The sequence below is a fragment of the Streptomyces sp. NPDC004111 genome, assembly GCF_042874215.1.
Classification (GTDB): Bacteria; Actinomycetota; Actinomycetes; order Streptomycetales; family Streptomycetaceae; genus Streptomyces.
On the sequence record NZ_JBIAMU010000047.1, the window covers coordinates 1 to 18,939 of the forward strand.

The 18,939-nt window shown below is 72.1% G+C and carries 20 protein-coding genes; 13 read left to right on the forward strand and 7 right to left on the reverse strand.

Going from position 1 to position 18,939, the window contains the following annotated elements; genetic code table 11:
- Positions 1–474: 474 nt before the first annotated feature.
- Together ACFYVL_RS44240 and ACFYVL_RS44245 are read right to left on the reverse strand one after the other, a co-directional pair.
- On the reverse strand, positions 475–852 hold the full coding sequence (locus ACFYVL_RS44240) for a hypothetical protein (protein ID WP_389255794.1): 378 nt from the start codon (positions 850–852) through the stop codon (positions 475–477).
- A 124-nt stretch (positions 853–976) separates the two neighbouring features.
- Entirely contained in the window at positions 977–1,174 is a 198-nt protein-coding gene (locus ACFYVL_RS44245) for a hypothetical protein (protein ID WP_389255796.1), read from the reverse strand.
- 828 nt (positions 1,175–2,002) lie between these two features.
- On the opposite strand from ACFYVL_RS44245, the gene ACFYVL_RS44250 reads away from it, so the two are divergent.
- Together ACFYVL_RS44250 and ACFYVL_RS44255 are read left to right on the forward strand one after the other, a co-directional pair.
- Entirely contained in the window at positions 2,003–2,239 is a 237-nt protein-coding gene (locus tag ACFYVL_RS44250; protein ID WP_389255702.1) for a hypothetical protein, read from the forward strand.
- Positions 2,240–2,289: 50 nt separating this feature from the next.
- Complete coding sequence (locus ACFYVL_RS44255; RefSeq protein WP_389255830.1) at positions 2,290–2,481, forward strand: hypothetical protein; 192 nt, start codon at positions 2,290–2,292, stop codon at positions 2,479–2,481.
- A gap of 350 nt (positions 2,482–2,831) precedes the next feature.
- On the opposite strand, the gene ACFYVL_RS44260 is transcribed toward ACFYVL_RS44255, so the two are convergent.
- Together ACFYVL_RS44260 and ACFYVL_RS44265 are read right to left on the reverse strand one after the other, a co-directional pair.
- Positions 2,832–3,230: a DUF6415 family natural product biosynthesis protein gene (locus ACFYVL_RS44260; RefSeq protein ID WP_389255798.1), complete on the reverse strand. Its 399-nt coding sequence runs from the start codon at positions 3,228–3,230 to the stop codon at positions 2,832–2,834.
- A complete protein-coding gene (locus ACFYVL_RS44265; RefSeq protein WP_389255800.1) occupies positions 3,227–3,706 on the reverse strand; it encodes a hypothetical protein in 480 nt (159 codons plus the stop codon). Before ACFYVL_RS44265 ends, ACFYVL_RS44260 begins: the two co-directional genes overlap by 4 nt.
- A gap of 207 nt (positions 3,707–3,913) precedes the next feature.
- Here ACFYVL_RS44265 and ACFYVL_RS44270 point away from each other — a divergent pair, with 207 nt between their 5' ends.
- Together ACFYVL_RS44270 and ACFYVL_RS44275 are read left to right on the forward strand one after the other, a co-directional pair.
- Positions 3,914–5,230, forward strand: coding sequence for a hypothetical protein (locus ACFYVL_RS44270; protein ID WP_389255802.1), 1,317 nt, complete (start codon positions 3,914–3,916; stop codon positions 5,228–5,230).
- Entirely contained in the window at positions 5,227–5,790 is a 564-nt protein-coding gene (locus tag ACFYVL_RS44275) for a GNAT family N-acetyltransferase (protein WP_389255804.1), read from the forward strand. The genes ACFYVL_RS44270 and ACFYVL_RS44275 overlap by 4 nt, the downstream gene beginning before the upstream one ends.
- A gap of 1,358 nt (positions 5,791–7,148) precedes the next feature.
- On the opposite strand, the gene ACFYVL_RS44280 is transcribed toward ACFYVL_RS44275, so the two are convergent.
- The 3 genes from ACFYVL_RS44280 to ACFYVL_RS44290 all read right to left on the reverse strand — a co-directional run bounded on the left by ACFYVL_RS44280 (position 7,149) and on the right by ACFYVL_RS44290 (position 10,608).
- Complete coding sequence (locus ACFYVL_RS44280; RefSeq protein WP_389255806.1) at positions 7,149–8,606, reverse strand: replicative DNA helicase; 1,458 nt, start codon at positions 8,604–8,606, stop codon at positions 7,149–7,151.
- Positions 8,603–9,649, reverse strand: a complete 1,047-nt coding sequence (locus tag ACFYVL_RS44285; RefSeq protein WP_389255808.1) for a hypothetical protein — start codon at positions 9,647–9,649, stop codon at positions 8,603–8,605. The genes ACFYVL_RS44280 and ACFYVL_RS44285 overlap by 4 nt, the downstream gene beginning before the upstream one ends.
- A 209-nt stretch (positions 9,650–9,858) precedes the next feature.
- Positions 9,859–10,608, reverse strand: coding sequence for a GntR family transcriptional regulator (locus ACFYVL_RS44290; RefSeq protein WP_389255810.1), 750 nt, complete (start codon positions 10,606–10,608; stop codon positions 9,859–9,861).
- A 505-nt stretch (positions 10,609–11,113) separates the two neighbouring features.
- On the opposite strand from ACFYVL_RS44290, the gene ACFYVL_RS44295 reads away from it, so the two are divergent.
- The 9 genes from ACFYVL_RS44295 to ACFYVL_RS44335 all read left to right on the forward strand — a co-directional run bounded on the left by ACFYVL_RS44295 (position 11,114) and on the right by ACFYVL_RS44335 (position 18,168).
- Entirely contained in the window at positions 11,114–11,839 is a 726-nt protein-coding gene (locus ACFYVL_RS44295; protein ID WP_389255812.1) for a hypothetical protein, read from the forward strand.
- On the forward strand, positions 11,836–12,294 hold the full coding sequence (locus ACFYVL_RS44300) for a hypothetical protein (RefSeq protein ID WP_389255814.1): 459 nt from the start codon (positions 11,836–11,838) through the stop codon (positions 12,292–12,294). Before ACFYVL_RS44295 ends, ACFYVL_RS44300 begins: the two co-directional genes overlap by 4 nt.
- Positions 12,291–13,358, forward strand: a complete 1,068-nt coding sequence (locus ACFYVL_RS44305) for a hypothetical protein (protein WP_389255816.1) — start codon at positions 12,291–12,293, stop codon at positions 13,356–13,358. The genes ACFYVL_RS44300 and ACFYVL_RS44305 overlap by 4 nt, the downstream gene beginning before the upstream one ends.
- Positions 13,359–13,595: 237 nt before the next feature.
- Positions 13,596–13,757 (forward strand): hypothetical protein, encoded by a 162-nt coding sequence (locus ACFYVL_RS44310; protein WP_389255818.1) that lies wholly within the window; start codon positions 13,596–13,598, stop codon positions 13,755–13,757.
- A gap of 115 nt (positions 13,758–13,872) precedes the next feature.
- A complete protein-coding gene (locus ACFYVL_RS44315) occupies positions 13,873–13,998 on the forward strand; it encodes a hypothetical protein (protein ID WP_389255820.1) in 126 nt (41 codons plus the stop codon).
- A complete protein-coding gene (locus tag ACFYVL_RS44320; RefSeq protein WP_389255822.1) occupies positions 13,995–14,168 on the forward strand; it encodes a hypothetical protein in 174 nt (57 codons plus the stop codon). Before ACFYVL_RS44315 ends, ACFYVL_RS44320 begins: the two co-directional genes overlap by 4 nt.
- Before the next feature lie 256 nt (positions 14,169–14,424).
- On the forward strand, positions 14,425–16,059 hold the full coding sequence (locus tag ACFYVL_RS44325) for a DUF2637 domain-containing protein (protein ID WP_389255824.1): 1,635 nt from the start codon (positions 14,425–14,427) through the stop codon (positions 16,057–16,059).
- Positions 16,060–16,100: 41 nt separating this feature from the next.
- Positions 16,101–16,271: a hypothetical protein gene (locus ACFYVL_RS44330; RefSeq protein ID WP_389255826.1), complete on the forward strand. Its 171-nt coding sequence runs from the start codon at positions 16,101–16,103 to the stop codon at positions 16,269–16,271.
- Between the two features lie 1,153 nt (positions 16,272–17,424).
- Positions 17,425–18,168 carry a hypothetical protein gene (locus ACFYVL_RS44335; protein ID WP_389255828.1) on the forward strand — a complete coding sequence of 248 codons (744 nt, stop codon included), beginning with the start codon at positions 17,425–17,427 and terminating at the stop codon, positions 18,166–18,168.
- Positions 18,169–18,939: the final 771 nt, after the last annotated feature.

An 18,939-nucleotide genomic window follows, 5' to 3' on the forward strand; every position in this document is an offset into this window, starting at 1 on the left:
GTGGCAACTGACCACGGCCGGGCCAGGTCGGTGCGGTGTGCGGGACCGGGACGGCGGGCAGAACGAGCCGGGCCGAATGCAGTCGCCGCGTGATACGCGTAGCACTTCCGTATCACGCGTATCACTCCAGGCCACAGCCCTGGTCAGTGCCGTGGTTACTTGCCGGAGTGGCAACTGACCACGGCGGTTCGCCTACTGACCATGGCCGCCGTCGCACTGACCATGGCACTGACCACGGGGTGGCCGGGCGTGGCCGGCTCACGTCTCCGGGGCGGGCAGTACACAGGTACACAGGTACACAGGTACACAGGTACACAGATCAGCGCTGCCACCTGGGAAAACAGGGGGTTCAGTACACAGGTACACAGGTCCGGCCGCCCGTGGTCAGTTCAGCGGATCGTGGACTGACCATGGGCCGGGGAGCCATGGTCAGTGCCGACGTATGCGGTAACCACGGGCGGCGCCCCTTACGCCTCAGAGGGCCAGGCCCCGGTATCCGGGCCCCAGTCCGCGCCTCCGGGGGCGGGCCGGAGTGCGGGGAGCGGGCACGGTGGGCGCCGGTGCGGGCGCGGCCGGGACGCCGCCCGCCTCCTGGCCGTCGTCCTGGTCGCCGTCGAGGTGGTGGCGAAGGCGGGTCGCGGCGAGGACGGCGGGGGCCAGGAGGCGGGCGGCGTCGGTGTCGAGCTGGGCGAGCGCGGCGAGCAGGATGTCGAGGGCGTCGAGGGCGTCGTGTGTGCCGCTGCGGTCGGCGGGCCACCCGTAGGTGACCGCGTCGGCGAGGGCGCACACAGCGTCGGCGGCCGCGTCGGCGAGAACGGGTACGGGGCCGGCGGGCGGCGGGGACGTCGTCATGAGGGGTCCAACGATCCCGTGCAACCCGGGGCTTGCCGTGGTGGGGGTGAGGCTTGCCGGGCACACGGTGTCCGGCCAATCCGGCCGTGGCGCCCCCGAGGCGCCACGGCCGGGGCCCGGGGATTCACTGCCTGTTGCGCGTGGCCACCGCGACCACGACGCCGACGACGGTGACGAACAGCGTGCCGATCGCGGCGCCCACGCCGATCGGCACGGCCGCCCCGGGATGCTGCCAGGCCAGGTAGGTGCCGCCGCCCACCAGGAGCAGGAACATGCAGCCGAGCAGGACCAGGGTCATCAGGGCGTTCAGGGATCGGTTCATCGCGGGTTCCTTCGGGTTCGGGAAGTTCGAGGGCCGCCGGTACGGGCGTACCGGCGGGTGGTGCGGGGGCCACGGTCGGCGGGACCGGGGCCGGGGTCGAGTTCTCGCGAAAATCCGCCGGGCGCCCGTTCCGGCGCCTTGTGAGCGGTGCGGAACGGAAGCTCGCGGGAACTTGACGGCGGAGCATGGACTGGTCGCGGCCCTTGTGTCTTGGGGTGGGCTGCGGACAGCAGCGCCCCGTCCGGTACTGCGGACGGGGCGGGGCGGTTCGGGGTGGTGGGGTGACTGTGCAGGGGGCAGGGGCAAGCCGCGCAAGTCCCTTCGAGCGGCGGGTCAGTCGATCGGCTGGCTTCACCCAGAGGTAGGGGTGTCGGTTACCTGGGGCGCCCTGCACGGCGCTGCTGGGGGGCCGGGGGCCGTCGCCGGAGCGGGCCACCCCCCAATCCCCCAATACCCCCAGCGCACCTCCACTACCTGGGAAAACACCGTTCCGATCCCCCAATCCCCCAATACATCCCCCAATACAAACGGGGGGTAGGGAGATGCTGGCGTCCGCCGGGCGGGGCACCCTCTGGCGGGTGCGCTCCGGCGTGTGCAACGGGGTGCTGGCCGCCATGGGGTGCTCCTCTGCGGCGTCGACAGGGCCCACACCGTAAGAGCTGTACTCGGCAGTAAGGGGGACAGATTGTCCCCGGGACAATCTGTCCCCCTCCCCGGCAGCGACTGGAGCGCAGAGGCTTCCCCCGGTGTTGCGGACACGTCCCGGGGCGGGGCCGGTGTCGCTACCGTGGGCAGAACGGCTCATCCGCACCCGCAGGGAGGCCCGCTGTGGCCAGGCTGACGACATGGAGCAACGGGCAGGAGACCGTCCTGCCCGACACGATCCCCGGCATCCGCGCCGCTCTTCCTCAGGAGCGCCGCGGGGACTTTGACCGGGCGGTGGCCGGCGCTTCCGTGAACGAGTTGCACGCGGTGCTGCGGCACTGGCTGTTCGAGTTGGCCGAGGACGACCAGGAGCGCGAGCTGACCGAGCAGCTGCGCGAGCGGGAGCGCCACGCCTCGTGAGCAAGCACCGCATCACGTACGCCCCGCCCGCGGATGCCACGCTCGCCAAGATGAGCAACAGCCAGATGTTCCAAGCGGCGGTGGCCGCGACGATCGGTGTCGATCCGTACGGGCACGGCTCCACCCCGGTCGGGTCCGACCGGGATCGGCGCGAGGCGACCGTGCACGGCGCGTTCGTGCGGTACGTCGTCTCGCCGTCCGTGCGGACGGTGACGGTGGTCCGGCTGATCACCGTCGATTGACCGGACTAGGGTGCTGGGCAGTCCGTGCCGACATGGGTGTGCGGGTCAGGCCCGGTGCCCGGAGTGCACTCTCTGTGGGGCGGTACCGCCGGGCCGCTCCCACCACACCACTTGAACCTCTCCCGGCTCCGCGGGAAGAGGTGTCCGCACCGCAGGGTGGCCCCCGACGTGCTCTGACCAGGCACGACGGGCCATGTCCGGTTTGGGGTGTACCTACCTGCGGTGCAACCTCCGATCCGCCGCTGATTCCCCCGGTGCAGCCCACTGTGCAGCCCCCTGCCGGTGCAACCCTTGCCCGCGGGCAGTGACAACCCCGGGTTGTCGGCAACTGGGGGTTGTCGCCGGTGCGGTCAGCGCCGGTGGGCGCGGCCCGGCTCCGGGCCGGCGGCCGCGAGGATTTCCAGCAGCCGTTCGCAGCCGCGGGTGAGGTCGCGCAGGCGGATCGTGGCGGCGCCCAGGCCGTGGGTGGGTCCGGCCTCCAGGGCGTGGTGTGCGGCGTCGTAGTCGGCCTTGTGCTGGTCCCACCGGGTGGTGCCGTGGTCCATGGCGCGCAGGCGGGGCAGGACGTCCTCCAGGAGGAGGCGGACGTGTCCGGACAGCAGGTGCGTCAGCAGGGCCACTTCGTCGGGGCGGGGCAGCGGGTGGGAGGCGAGGGCCTGGTGCGCGCGGGCGACGGTGTCGGTCATGACGGCGACGTCCAGGGCCAGCCGCCGGGCGGCGGTGTCGTTCGGCGCGGCGAAGTGCTTCATGTGCGGGCCAGTTTTCTCTGGAGGGCGCGGCCGGCCATCGACACAAACTCCCCGACCGGCTTCGGCTGGCAGAGGGTCCCGGCGCGTTCCATGGGGACTGCCCAGTACGGGCCGGGGCCGGTGTCGCGGTCGATGCGCGGGACGGCGAGCCAGTGGGTGTGTCCCAGGCACGCCGCGTACCGGAACGGCCAGGTGTCTGCGCTCCCGGCGGGGAGCAGGGCGTAGTAGCAGAGGCCGGGGTCGGCGATGACCGGCCCGGCGAGCGTCTGCGCGAGGAACCCGGCGATCTCCTGTTCCTGGGCGGTGCCGGTTCCGGCGACGACCGTGCGGGCGGGGATGCGGACGGCGTCGAAACGGTTGCCGAGCGGGAGCATCGCGAGGGGGCGCTGCTCCCACTCCGCGTAGGCCGTTCTCGGGGAGGGGTGGGCGTGCGCGAGCCAGGCTGTGCTGCGCGGGTCGGCGGCGGGGGCGAGCATCGGACGCTCCTCTGCTCCTGGGTGAAAGGGGTTTCTCTCCACCCCAGCAGAGCGGGCCCGGCCGGTGCGACGCCAGCGCCATGCAAGAGCGATGAAAGAACCGGTGCCCCCGGCGGGTGAAGTGCGGGCGCAGGCGGGGCATCAACACCGCAGGAGCGCTACGTTCGACCCGTTCTCCCGGTCCGATGCGGATGTCCGGAGCCCGGCATGGCCAACCGCCGTCTCACCCCCAACACCCGTCTGCGCGCGGTGCGCGAGGACGTCATGCTGCTCAGCCGTGGGGAATTCGCGCGCGAGGTGGTGAAGGCCGGGGCGGCGCAGGGCGAGGTGGTCGCGTGCGGGGCCCGGCTGGTGGCCGCGTGGGAGGACGGCGAGGTGGCCTGTCCCCGCCCGGTCTACCAGCGCATTCTCACCACGATGACCGGGCGCAGCCTGGCCGAACTCGGCTTCGCCCGGCAGCCGTCGGCGAACGCCGCGGTCGCGGCCCACGGCCAGGACGACGGCCAGGAGCAGGAGGAGGACGTGGAGCGGCGGCGGTTCCTGCGGGACGGGGCGGCCGTGCTGACGCTCCCGCTCACCACCATGGCCGGGCCCGGAGGCCGGGTGGGCGCCGGCGAGGTGCGGGCGGTGACGCGGTCGGTGGCCGCGCTGTACGCGCACGACCACGACCACGGGTCGGCGCCGCTGCGCCGGGCCGCGTCCGATGCCCTGCACACCGCCTACCAGTGGTTGCAGGCCGGTACGTACACCGACCGCACCGGGCGCCGGCTGCGCTCCGCGACCGGCGCACTGTCGATCGCGGCGGGGTGGCTCAGCTACGACTCGGGCCGCACCGCCGACGCGCACTCGCTGTACGGCGAGGCCCTGGCCGCCGCGCGGATCGCCGACGACCCGGAGCTGGAGGCGCACGCCTTCGGGTGCCTGGCCCTGCTGGCGAAAACCGCGGGCCGCCCGCGCGAGGCGATTGCGGCCGCGCAGGGCGCGCAGACCGTCGCCAAGGGGCTCGGGTCGCCGCGTCTGCTGTCGCTGTTCGCGATGCGGGAGGCGGGCGGGTGGGCGCTGATGGGCGACACCAGCGCCACGGACGCGGCGATCGTGCGCGCCCACCACCTCTACGCCCGCGGCCCGTCCGACGCCGATCCGCCCTGGCTGAACTTCTTCACCGGCGCGGAACTGGCCGGGCTCGAATGCCTGGCCCGCGCCGATCTCGGGCAGCACGAACGCGCCGCCGCCGGGGCCGAACAGGCCGTTCTGCTGCACGGCGACGCGTTCGCCCGCAACCGCTCCCTGTACACGGCGGACATCGCGATCCAGCATGCGGTGAGGGACCGGCCGGAGCCCGAGGCCGCGGCCGCGGCGGCCGGCCGCGTCCTCGCGTTCCTCCCCGAGGTGCGCTCGGACCGGCTGCTGCAGGCGCTGCACCACGTCGCGAGCGCGCTCCAGCGCCACCACCGTGTCCCCGCGGTCGCCGACTGGATCGAGGAGTACCGCACCACCGTTGCTACTTCAGGAGGACGGGCGTGACCCCCAGCACCCGCACCGACGTCGTCTACCGCACCTACGGGCCCGGCCAGGTGCCCGCGCTCCTGGACGCGATCGCCGACCTGTGGGCCGACGCCCACCCCGAGCACGTCGACACCCCCGGCGGCGCCACCGACGGCCGCTCCGCCCAGGCCCTGCGCCGCCAGATCACCCACCACCTCCGCCACGAGGGCTTCACCCTGGTCACCGCGTACGCGGGCGGCACGATGGCCGGGTTCGGCTACGCGTTCCCCGCGACACCCGAGTACTGGTACGGCGAGCTGCTGCCGTCCATCCCCGAACACGTCCGCACCGGGCGGCTGATGGGACTGTGCGAACTCGCGGTCTCCCCGGCCTGGCAGTCCCGGGGCATCGGCACCCGCCTCCACACCGAACTCCTCCAGGCGCTCGCCCCCGACTGGGCGTCGCTGCTGGTGCGCCCGGACAACGCGGGCGGGCGGGCACTGTACGAACGGCTCGGCTACCGGGACGCCGGCCCGTACCGCAACGAGCCCGGCGGCCCGATCTACCGCCTGCTTCTCCTGAAGGTGACCCCCGGCTGACCCACGAGCGCGCAGCAGTGGAGCCCGGCGGGGGTGGTGGGTCTCGCCGGGCTCCGCCGGTGTGTGGTGCGCGCCCCGACCGACGAACAGGGCGCCCGCGGAGCCGGCTCCCCAACGGCCTGCCCCCACACACGATTTGCTGCGCATCGTCCTGCGGGCCGCGGCCGGTGTCCATCGTGAACACGAGCCCTTTCGCCCCGTACGCCCCACCGGCTTCCTCAGTGTCTGGGGACGGATTCGGTGTACGCCACAGGCACGGAGCCACCACAATGAGGACGGGCCGAGACCGTGGGCTGGCCGCAATAGCCGAGCACCTAGACGTCCCCCGGACCCCGGGCCGGCGGTCTCGCACGGGCCTGACTGTCCTGGCCGGCCAGGACAGCCGTACATGGGCACAGAGGTCCGGCCGGGGACGCCCGGCCAGACCGGCCCCGCCGGTGAGGGCGTGCAGTGCGGGCGGTGAAGCCCGGCACGAGAGGACGGTCCCGCCCCCTGTGCCGGGCCCCACGACGACGGCAGCGCCGGGCGCAGGGTCGAATCGTCCGCCGGGCGCTGCCCGTGTGTGGTGCGCGCCCCGGGCGGACGGGGCACGCGCGGGACCGGCCGCGCTCACACGACCGGCCCTCCACACAGCTTTCTGCGCATCGTCCTGCGGGCTGCGGACCCCGTCCATCACCCGCACGAGGGACCCCGGCCGCCCACCCGGGGGCGGGCGGCACAACAACAGCGGCAGAGCCCGGCCAGGGGGTAACTCGTCGCCGGGCTCTGCCATGCGTGGAGTACGCCCCGGTCGACGGGGCGCGCGGTACCGGCCGCACTCAACAACCGGCCCCCCACACACGCGGATCCTCCTGCGATCCCAGGGCCCCGTCCATCACCCGCACGGGCGACTGCCGCCCTGTCCCGTTGACTGTCGCGCCCCTGTCCCACGGGTCCCGCTGGCGGGGCCCTACGCGCGCGCACGTCACGCGCGCGCGTTGGGCCCCGGATCCAGCGGCGGCGGGACAGGTGATGAGGAGGAAGAACCCGGGAGCCGTTTGTCGTACCGGTGGCACGCCCCGCCCGGTGTCTGTGATGTCCGTTCCTCACAGGTGCCCGGGATGTCTGTTCCTCACAGGTCACCTGTGAGGCCACTCCCCCGTTTTTCCTGGTGGAGGCGGTCTCGCCGGTGACCTGTGAGCCTGTGAGGAACGGACATCCCGGGCAGCGCCAACACCACGGCGCGGCACCCCCGGTGAATGATCGTCATACGCCCGCGTGAGCGCCGATCTTGACCCCGGGCGCCCAGAGGGGCCCGGGGCGGGAGATCGGCGCCCACAGGGGCACCCAGGGGCCTGGACGGCCCCTTCCTGCTCCGGCTATCCGGGATCGGTGAACCCGGCCTGGTACTTCGGGGGCAGGGCGGCAACCCGTTCGTCGGTGAGGGTGACCAGGCCCAGGAGGTCGCTCTGCGTGCCCTCGCGGGCCATGTCGCGCAAGCGGCTGTAGTGGAACTGGTGCGCCACGACGAGCGTCGTACAGGGCCCGTTGCGGTGCTTGCCCACGATCAGGTCGGTCTCGCCCGCCCGCGTGGACGGCTCGTAGTAGTCCTCGCGGTGCAGCAGGATCACTGCGTCCGCGTCCTGCTCCAGCGCCCCGGAGTCGCGCAGGTCGGACACCGCCGGTTTCTTGTCGGTGCGCTGCTCGGAGGCGCGGTTGAGCTGCGCCAGCGCGATGATCACCGCCCCTGTGTCGGACGCGAGCACCTTGAGTTCGCGGCTGATCTCGGTGACCCGTTCGTAGAGGCTCTGGCGGGAGGAGCGCTGGTCGGTCTGCATCAGCCCGAGGTAGTCCACGACCACCAGCGGGGCCTGCCCGGTCTCGCGGACCAGCTGCTTGATGCGGGAGCGGATACGGGCGGGGCTGACCCGGGAGCTGTAGTCGATCATCAGCGGCAGCGCCTTGAGGTCGGGCACGAACCGGTCGATGCGGTCCCAGTCCCCGGCCGTCATGGAGTCGACCCCGCCGCGCAGGTGGTCGAACGCCACCCGGGCCTCCGCCGCGAGGATGCGGTTGGTGACCTCCGCGCGGCCCATTTCCAGGCTGTGGAGCAGCGTGGTGCGTCCGCTCGCAGCCGTGGCCGTCGCGACCCCGAGGGCGAACGCGGACTTGCCCATGCCGGGCCTGCCTGCGACCACGATCATCTGCCCGGGGGCGAGCCGCATCAGCGCGTCGAGGTCGGTCAGCCCGGTGACGGCCAGGGGCTCCACCGCCCGGGTCAGGCTGTCCAGGTGGTCCTCCAGGCCGTCGCCGAACCGCCCGTACAGGTCCGCCTCGTCCGGGTCGGCGCCGGTGAGCTGTTCCAGCTCCGCCTGGTGCGCGGCGATCGTCTCCGGCAGCGCCAGGGGGTCGGCCTGCCGTGCGCCCTGCATCGCCCGCACCAGGGTGGCCTGGTAGCGGCGCATCTCGGCGTAGCCGTGGATGATGCGCGCGTAGTGGTCGGCCTCCATCGCCGTGCAGGCCTGCGCCGCGACCTGGGACAGCCGCAGCAGTCCGCCGGCCCGCTCCAGGTCTCCCGCGCGCCGCAGCTCCGCCTCCACGGCGGGCACCCCGGTCGGGTGCCCGGCGGCGTGCAGGCGCACGATCGCTTCCCACAGCGGTTCATTCGCGGGCACCGACCAGTCGCCCTCGCCCAGGATCCGCACCGCGTCCGCGACCGGGTCGTACACCCGGGTCGCCATCAGGCACGCGCCCAGGACCGCGCTCTCGGCCTCCACGCTCGCCGACACCACGTCGGGCTCCGCCGCCCTCGGGGCGGGCATCTCCACCGTGCTCACCGCGCGTCTCCCGCCGTCAGGCCCGCATGGGCGCACCGCACCTGCGGCCCGTCATCGTCGTCGTCCAGCAGCCAGCCGTAGGCGTCGCACGCCGGACACTCCTCAACCGCCGACCGCGCCGCAGGCACCGCGCCAGCCGCCGACGGGGGCGCACCGGTCTGCGCCGGGATCGGCACCCGCGACCGCTCGCAGTGCTGCTCCAGGTCCGTCCACCCGCGCGTGGGCATCTCCGCGGCCCGCGCCGCCACCCACGCCACCGGCAGCCCTGCCGCCAGCAGACCCGCCGCCTGCGTCAGCAGGCGGGTTCGGGAGCCGTTCAGCAGCGGGCGGCCCAGCGCACCGGCGTACGCGGCCACGACCCGATCCGCATCCGCATCCGCGTCGTGAGGACCACGGGGGCACTCAGAGTTCCCCCGCTCCTCCCCCGGCGCAGCCGCTCTCTCTCGCTCTTCGCCTGTGGCGTCAGAGGCATCCGAGTCCTGCGGAGAGAGAGAGTTTTCTGCTCCGCAGGAGGAATTGGTTTTCTTATGTGGTGGATTTGCCGTCGACGGTTCATCCGTCGACGGTTTTTCAGTCAACGGTCCTGACCTGGGGTTTTGTGACTCGCCCGCCGTCGACGGATTTCCAGTCAACGGCTCTGACCTGGGGTTTTCCTCAGGGGGCGGTTCGGAGGCGTCCCAGGGCGACGCGGCCCCGATCAGGAGCCCCTCGGGCATGTCCGTCACCTCGAACACGGCAGCCGAGAACTGGCCCCCGTCCCGCGGCTGAGTGCGGTGCAGGTAGCCGTACCCCTCCAGCTCTCGCAGCGCCGTACGGATCGCGTCACGCCCCTCCGGCCCGGCCGCGACCAACGACGCCTCCGAGATTGTGAAGCCCTCCTGATGCGACAGGATCTCCACCAGCAGACCCCGAGCCCGGCGCGACAGCCGGCGGTCCCGCACTGCCGCGTTGCAGACCGTGGTGAAGTGGCGGCCGATGACGTCGGCCGCGATCGGCCCCCGCTTGATCTGCCCCCCACCGAACCCCTTCTTCGACCCGCTCACGCCGCCACCGCCATCAACCGAGCGGGCTGACCAGGTGTGACATGGCCCTCTGGCCGGGGGGTCTGTCGTGCACGTACCATCAAGGTGAGTGCACCTCCTATCTGAAGTTTCGAGAGCGCTTTTCCTGCGTCGGGATGGCCGTCCTGACGCAGGCGTCCAGGCCCCGCATGATGCGGGGCCTGTTTCGTTTCCTACAGCCTGTAATTTCTTTACTCGGTGTCTTCCGCGCTTTGCTGAATTGCAAGTGAAGTTGACCACCTGAGAATTGTCGAACCGCCCGCGACTTTTACCGCGACTTCCACAACCCGGCCGTCCTTGAGAAATACAGACCGGACTACCTGAGTCACGATTACGTCGCCTGCGGTCAGACCAAGTGCGGTTTTTTCCGGGTCGGTTGCCCGTCGTGAAGTGACCTCTTCCAGCACATGATCCTGGGCAACGCCGAGCCGTTTTGCGGCCAATTCACGTGACCCACCAGTAGAAATCGGTTCGGTCAGTTCCGGAGTCACGGCAATTACGTATTCCGGATAATACGAACTGCTCAGGTGGATCGGCACGCCACCTCGGCTGACGAGTCGCTGCCGTACGTGAACGGGCGTTCCTGGTGCCACGTCCAGACGCGGAGCAACCAGCTCGTCGGCACCAACGGTGCCAACACTGAGGATGCGAGAGGTCTCTCCGCCCCCGAGCGCTGAGCCGGTGGCCTCGTGAAGCTGGACCCGCGCTGCGATGTTGTTGCTGAGCGGTGCTGCGACGACGGTTCCCACGCCAGCCTTGGCCAACGTCAGCCCTTCGCGCTTAAGCATGCGGTAGGCGCGATTGGCGGTGGTCGTTGCCACGTTGTACGTCTCGCAGACCTGCCGCAGCGACGGCAGTGTGTCGCCCGGCGCGAGAACGCCGTCCTGGATCTGCTGGCGGTAGTGAGCCGCGATCTCTGCGTATCCGACTGTGTCGGGCACTCCTGTTCTCCCTCCTGTGCTCGCACTGCACTCCGGCGAGTGCAGTGATGCACCCACGAGGCTACGGCACGTGCGATTTCATCGCTAGTACTAGCGCTCACATGGTGCAGTGCTCTACCTTAAAGGGGCACCAGCAGCCCCGCCAGGAACATGTCGGGTAGGGCACAGGTGCGTTGACCTGCGGAAACGCAGGTGCCCGGCCGGTGCGTAGGAACACCGGCCGGGCGGGTGGCGCCGGTGGTAGGACACCGGCGCCACGTGTCAGAACCCCTGGTCAGAGAGGTCCGGACGTGATGATGGTTGCAGAGTGGGGGCGTCGTTGGCGCCCCCGGCGTGGCGGGTGTGCACTGCCGGTACGGATGACGCGGACGGTGCTGCCGTCGCGGTGCCGTACCGCCGTGCAGAGGGACCTGCCGCCGCTCCCGGTGCCGCCCGAGCAACACCTGGTGGGCGGGGACGAGTTGCGGGTGCGGGCGTGGCTGCGTGACCGGATCGGCGGTGTGGCGTGAGCGCGCCGACGCAGCGGTCCGAGCCGCAGCCCGATTGGCTGGACCGGCTGTGGGCGGCCGAGGACCTCGCGCCGTCCCCGGCCGGGGACAAGGCGCCCGAGGAGCCCACGGACACGCCCGCCAAGCCGAAGAAGGCCAAGGCCAAGGGTGCGAAGGGCGGCAAGAAGCGCGGCAAGAAGAAGGGGAAGAGCGGCGCCAAGGAGCCGGTGTCCCGGTTCGCGCAGGCCGCCGCGAATCCGCGGTTGAGGTGGCTCGCCTACAACGCCAGCGCGGCCGCGCTGGGGCACTCCCTGGTGTGGGGGGTGACCGGTGACCCGATGGCCGGGGCCGACCTGATGAGCCGGGCAACCATCTCGCTCGTGCCCCTTGGGGTGACCGCCGCGGTCGGGGTCGCCGGGTACGCGGGCTGGCGGGCCGGCGGGGTGGCGAGCGGGCTGCTGCCCGGCACGGTCAGCCGTGCCGCCCGCCCGGCCGGTGCGCTCGCCGCCGCCCTGTGGGCGCAGGGCACCGGCCCCCTTCTCACCCAGACGTTCGCCGCCCTGCACCCGTGGCCGGTGCTCCTGGCGCCGCTGCTCCTGGCGGCCGGGGCCGGGGTCCTGTGCTGGTGGGCGCTGGACCGCCGGTGCGCGACCTGGCGCCCCGCCACCCGGTGGGTGGCCCGGGTCCCGCTCGCCACCGTCGTCCTGTCGTCCGCCCTCTACGCCCCCGGAGCTGTGCTGTGACCATCACCCTTGCCGCCGCGACCGATGTGGTGCTGGCCGCCGGGCCCGTGTTCGGGTCGATCGGGATCAGCGGCCTGGCCCTGGCCAGCGGCATGCTCCTGATGATGGGCCTGCGCGGCTCCGACCGGTTCAAGCTCAACCGCGACAAGGCGGGCGGCGTTGCGATCGTTTTCGCCACCCTCGCGATGGCGGCGGGCGAGACCTGGGGCTCCGTCGTGAAGGGAATCGGAGAGGTCCCGACGTCGATCATCCAGGGATCGGGCCTGGGCAACATCGGCCTGGGCGGCGTCGCGATCTGCCTCACGCTCCTCACCTTCTTCCCGAAGTGGAAGAAGATGATCTGGCCGATCTTCTACGGCATTTCCGCCGGGGTCGTCTACGCGAAGGCGGGCGGCATCTGGGGCGTGGGCGTGGGTCTGGTGCTCAAGGGCGCGTCGATGGTGGGGGCGCTGTGAGCGCGGTGCGCGAGGCCCGGTCGGTACTGACCGGAGCCTCCGCCGCGATGACCGCGCTGTGGCGCGGGTCGGTGGTCCTGACCCGCCGGGCCTGCACGCACACGCTCGGGGCGCTGTCCTGGGCGTGGACACAGGCCAGCATCGACCCCGTGGCCCAGGCCGCCGCCGAGGCCGAGGCCAAGAAGGCCCGGAAGGCGCACGCCAGGGCCGTGGCCAAGGCCGCGAAGGCGGGCGAGGAACCGCCGGAGTTCGACACTTCGGCCCTGCCGTCCGGCCGCCGACCTCCGCTGGAGGCGCTCGCGTTCGCCGCGTTCGGCGCGGCCCTGGTCGCGGGAGCGGTCGGGACCGTCTGCGCCGTGGCCGCCCCGTACGTGGGTCTGCTGGCCCCGTGGCGTCCGGTGATCATCTCCGTCGGGGGGCTGGCGTGGGTGGTGGCCGCGTGGGTGGCCGCTCCTCCCCCGGACCCCGCCGACGAGGAGGACCAGGAGCAGGACGACGACGGCCAGCAGCAGGACCAGGAGGAGGCGTCTGCGGAGGCCGCCGCCCACCGGCTGATGCACCACGTCCTGGCCGCGCTCGCCGCCGTCGAAGCGGCGGGCGGGAAGGGCGTCCACGTCGCCGAGCTGGTCGACACCGCCGTCGAGGCGGGCCTGCTGGCCCCCGGCGCGACCAAGATCGAGCTACGCGACTGGGTGGAGAAGAACGGCGTCCCGGTGACCAAGTCGGTCAAGTTGAGCGGCACGGTCGACTACGGGGTCCGCGTCGACCGGGTCACCGAGGCGCTGGGGATGACCCCCGCCGACGCCCTCGCAAAGCTGTTCCCCGACCCCGAGTTCGGCCCCCGGCCGGGGCCGGTCGGGGAGGGTCAGCCGGCCCCCGCCGAGGAGGCGTCCGAGGAGGTCGGGGAGGGGGCCCCGGAACCGGTCGGGGAGATCCCCGCCGAGACCCCGTCCGAGGCCCCCGCCAACCCCCCGCCCCGGGGCCCCTCCGGGGTGCTCTCCGGGGCCCTGTCCCGGCTCTCCCTGCCCGCCCGACTCGGGGCGCTCCAGACCCCTCCCCAGTGACCACCGCGGCCCCCACCCGCGCCCCCCGGTAGCACCGGTCTACCCCCGCGTTTACCTGCGGGTTTACCCCTCAGCTACCAGCGTCTACCGGGCGCTCTACCCGCCCGGCTACCCCCAATCTCCCCACCCCCGAGAAGGGGGCGCGGGGCACAAAAAACACCCCGAGACGACCGGCTTTTCTTGGCAGATGGACGGTCGTCCCGGGGCCCCAACTCCCGAAGGAATCAGGAGCCCATCATGGCACTCCGTCAGCCCAAGCCGAGCCCCGACGACCCCCGTCTGTCCGGGCACGGCCGCGACTACTCCGCCTCGCAGGGCGGACACGTCCGCAACGACAAGCAGCAGCCCACCCCTGGCGCCGGGAACAACAGCAACGGCCGTCTGCGGGGTGGTCGGTGATGGCACGCCACACCGCACCTCACTGCCACGGCCGCCAGATGCGGCCCGAGAACGGCAAGTACGTGTGCCGCAAGTGCGGCGGCTGGACGACCCGGGCCGTGGTCGGGGGTGCCCGATGAGCAGCACCGAGCAGCAGGCCGCCGACCGGCTCGCGCAGCAGCGCATCGAGGCCGCCCGCCAGGCCGCCGAAGCGGCGGAGGCCGCCCGCCGGGCCGCGCAGGCGGCGGGTGGTGGGCGATGAGCGACGAGGAGCGCCGCCAGGCCGCGGCCGCGATGGAGGCCGCCCGCGCGAGGGCCGCACGGGACCAGGAGGCGGCGGACGCCGCAGCCGAGGCCGTACGGACCACGGTTGAGGCCGTGGACGCGCACAGCGCCGCCGTGGCCGCCTACCGGGCAGGGGGCGGCCGATGAGCAAGCCTCCGCTGCCGATGCGTCCGCAGCCGCACCGCCGGGACCCGGAGCCGCCGCCGGCCCCGGGCCGCCCGCACCCGCCGCACCCGCCGCAGCCGCACGCGGCCTGACCGCCCGTCACGGAAGTGCACCCCACCGGCCCGAGAGGATGGGCGGGGCATCGCCACCGTGGCACCACCCGCACCACCCGAAGTACGGCCGGGCGCATCCCTCCGGGCGCGCCCGGCCTTCGAGCACCAGTCACCAGGGAGAGACATTGACCACCACGATCGAGCCGCCCCGCACGGCGGCTCCGGCCGTCCCGGCGCCCGCTTCGGGCGAGCCGCAGCCCGCTTCGAGTTTCCGCCCGCCCGCTTCGGACACCTCCCCGCCCGCTTCGGAGGCTGCTCCGGCCGGTGGGCGCCGGATCGGCCGCCGTACGAAAGCCGCGCTCATCGGCGGCGGCATCATCGGCGGCGTGAGTGTCGGCGGAATCGGGTTCGTCCTGTCCTTCGACAACCTGACCGCCGCCGGGCGGACGTGGGGGTTCGGGGAGGGGTCCGCCTGGTTCGCCGCCGGGGTCGACATCTCGATCCTGACGTTTCTGATCCTGGATCTCGTCCTGGTGCTGTTCCGGGTGCGGTTCGGGGCGCTGCGGACCATGGCGCACGTGATGACCGGCGCCACCGTGTTCTTCAACGCGACCGCGCACGGCAGCGTGGCGGACCACCCGGTACGCGCGCTGGCCCACGGACTGATGCCGGTCCTGTTCGTCACGGCGATCGAGGCCGGCCGCCGTCTGCTCATGAAGCAGACCGCTCTCGAAGCGGGCATCGAGCACGACCCCGTCCCGCTCATGCGGTGGGTCCTCGCCCCGTACGCGACGCTGCGCATGTGGCGCCGCATGAAGCTGTGGCAGATCACCTCCTACACCCAGCTCGTTGAACTGGAGAAGAAGCGCGCGATCTACAACGTGTGGGTGCAGCACCGCGAGGAGCTGGAGAAGGGCCACGAAGAGGGGAAGATCGGCGCACTCGACCGCCTGCCCATGGTCATGAAGGCGTTCGGCATGTCCGTGGACGAGGCGCTGGCGCTGCCCGCGCAGATGCGGCGTGACGAGCAGCGGCGCGAGCAGCAGGCCCAGGCCGCCGCACTGGAGCTGACGCTGGAGAAGGAGAAGCACGAGGCCTCCGCCGAGAAGGAGCGCGTCCGCCTCCAGGGCGAGATCGCCTCCGTCCGCGCCTCCGCCAGGGCGGAGACCGCCGTAGCCGAATCGCGGGCCCGCACCATCGAGGCCGAGGCCCAACTGGAGGCGACCACCGCCCTCACGGCCGCCGAGCGCGCCGCCGAGGCCGCCACCCGCCGCGCCGAGGAAGAGCGGGCCGCCACGGAGGCCGCCGACGCCGCCGAAGCCCGGCTCCGCGAAGCCGAAGCGGTCGCACGGACCGCCGAAGAAGAGGCGCGCGCTCTCGAATGGGAGAGGAAGCAGACCACCGAGCGCGCCGCAGCGGAGAAGCAGGAGGCAGAGGCCGCCGCCGCGAGGCAGCGCCACGCCGAAGCGACAGCGCGCACCGCCGAAGCCAACCGGCGCACCGCCGAAGAGACCAAGCGGGCGGCCGATCTCCGCGACCAGACCGCGCAGATCACCCGGCGGGCCATCGAAGCCGAGGACGTCGCCGACCTCTCCGCCCTCCAGCGCCGGGTGCGCGTCGTCGCCCGCATGATCCTGGCCGCCGGAAGCCCCGAAGCCGTCGACCTGGCCACGATCGAAGCCACCATCAACCGGTCCATGAGCGTCGCGTCCACCACCAAGTCCGAAGCCGTCGAACTCCTCGCCCGCGGCTACAACCCGGCCCGCGGCTACGACCCCGACGTCCCCGCCCGCCAGGAGCCGGCCGACCACAACAACTGACCCAAACACTGACCCGACCCAAGAAAGCGCAGGTCACAGCGATGAGCGATTTCATCCACGACAAGGCCCAGGAACTGATGGACGCGAAGGAGAACGGGGACCCGCAGCGCATGGCCGAGGTGTTCCGCGAGGTCTTGGAGGAGAGCACCGGCACGCTGACCGAGCGCCTCCAGGCCGTGACGGCCGCCGTCGAGGACAACAAGACCCGCTGACAGTTCGTACGAGTGAGGCCCGGGGCGAGGAAAGCGCCCCGGGCCTCACTGCTGTTGTAGCAGCTCCGTCGGCAGCGTCGGACGGCGAGGCCGCCAAGGAGGAGCGTTACAACGCACTTCGGTCAGTGGCTGCGCCAGTGCCTTTGCGGTGGGCGAGGACCGTTACCTGCGGAGGTTGATGGTCACGCTGATGCCGCCAGCTGCGACAGCTGCCCCGCCGACCAGGCCAACGGCCGTGGCTTCCTCTGCATGGCCGGTGAGGGCAAGCAGGCAGATGGCGAGTACAGACAGCGCTCCAGTGACTGCGGTGAACCAGGCAAGCCGTCGTGAAGGACGGCCAGAGTGCGCTTGGTGCTGTGCGGTACGGTCGGGAGTTGTCGTCATGGGTTTCTCCACTCGTAGAAGGGTCGGGCACCCATCGGCTGACGAGAGGGAGACTCCGCATTGGGCCTGGCCGTAGGAAGCAGGGGCCGCCGCGAGGTCTCCCTTCGTCGTTGCACCGGGGGTGTTGTGCCGTCAGCAGACTGTACGGCGGAGGGCGTTGAACGGCCGTGTTGGACAAAACGGAGCAAAAGCGACCCGTGAGCGGGTTCCCATAGCAGATGTCCGACCTGTCTTCCCCCCTCAGTGTTTCCGCAGGTCAGGCGCGTGAGGAAAACATGGAGCCCATTTCTCGCGGTCGGTGTTTCCGTAAGTCAGGTATGTGATGAGCGACACACTGGTTGTGACTTTGGGATGGTTCTTATTGGTACAAAACGGCCAAATCTTTCGTGCCAAGCTGAAGTCGAAACGGCAGTCAATCTGTTCCGGTGAAAAGATCTGCTAAGGGTTGGCGTTCTGCCTGCTGAAGGGTGGCGCCGCGCCGAGCGGAGAACTTCGGATGGGCCGCCCGGTGTGTGGGCGGGCCCGGACGCCCGCGGTTGCAGAGCACGTTGCACAACAGGTTGCGCAACGGGTTGCACATGGGGTTGCGAATCAGGTGGCGCAATAGGTTGCGGCTACCGATCGGCGGCCGCGGCCCGGGGCGGGGTGTGGGTGCAGGTCAGAGGCCCGGGTCAGACGGTGCGGGTCAGTGCTCCGGGCGCCGACACCTCTCCCCCCAGAGGGGGAGAGGCCCCCTCTGGACCTGGTCCGGGGCCGCTAGCGTTCCTGCATGGCACTCACCACGGTCACCGTCGACGTCCCCGCCGGTACCCGCGCACTGCTGACGGATGTCGTCGCGGCCGAGGCCGCCCGCGAGAAGGCGTGGCTGGCCGACCGCCGCGCCCACATCGCCGCGTACGCCAAGAAGCTGCCCGGCCCCGCCGGCCCCGACGCCGCCGACCGCGCCGCGCACCGCACCACGCTCCTGTCCGACCTCGCCCGCATGCGCGCCGAGCTGCGCGCCGAGCGCGCCGCCCTGCGGGAGTCGGGCGAGCTGCGCGGGAGCCAGGACCTGGTGGTGGCCCACGGCGTGCGCGAAGTGGTCGAGGCACGAGGGTGGGCAGACCGCGAGTGGCCCGCCGTCCCGGACACCACGGCCGCGGGAGTCCCCGGGCGCCCGGTGGGCACCGGCCACGGCCGCGTCCGCGCCCGCCCCGTCCCCGGCGTCCAGGGCCCCCACGAGACCCTGACGATCCGTCTGCCCGCCGACCTGGCCACCCTGGTCCGCACCGCCTGCCACGTGACCTCCCAGCCCGCCGTGGAAGCGCTGATCCAGTGGCAAGCCGTCTGGGGCGACGGCCCCCGCGCCACCGACGACCCCGACCAGGACCCCCTGCGGCCCCTCACGGCCGACGGCGCCGCACTCGCCGAGCGAAGCCGGCTGCGCGCCCAGGTGATCACCCTCGGAGACGTGATCCGAGACGCCGTCCGCCTGGTCACCCTCGGGGAGCTGCCCGAGGACGCCCCTCTGTGACCGGAGGGGGAGAGCCCCCCCCCCCCACCCTTTTCAGTTGGAGGAGGAGAAGCCGGAATGCGGCTAACCTTGCAAGGTTAATCTGCGGCATCCGCTCAATTTGCATTCCTGGTCTGGAATGCGGGTGGGCCGAATTCGGTCCGGTGTGAATTCGTGGCGCCGAATCCGGGCTTTTTGGGGGAGGGGTTGAATTCTGCTGCGGGTGTTCGGAGTTGGGTGGTCGGATTTGGTTCGAGGGGGGTCGGGATTCGAATCCGGTCCCTGACGGAGTGTCAGTTTGGTGTGTGCGGGGGTGGTGTCGTGGTGGGTGGCCCGGTGGGTGGTGGGTGTTTTCCCAGGTCAGATGGTGTGTGTGGGCGGTGGTGTGGTGGGTGGGGTGGGTTGTGGTCATGTCGGGTGGTCCCGGTGGATGTACGGTTTCTCAGGACAATCCAGCGGTGGTCAGTTTTGACGCACGCGGAGGGAGCGGGCCGGAGGGTGCGGCTCCGTTTTTGGCCGGGGTGTCACTCGGTGTGACCGGTGGGCGCCGACCTGGGCCACCCCACCCCGTAGCCAGCCGCCCGCGCAGCGGGCTTGCCGGGGGCGCGGAGCGGCCCCGGAACAGGCGCGGAGCGCCTGCCGTGAGGGAGGCGCAGCCGACCGGCCCGGAGGGCGCGGAGCGGCCGCAGGGCACGCAGGGCCACGGAGTGGACCGGCGTCCTCGGGAGCGGAGCGACCGAGGGAAGAGCCGCGTAGCGGCTCCGCGTCGCGTCTGCGGAGCAGACCGCGCGC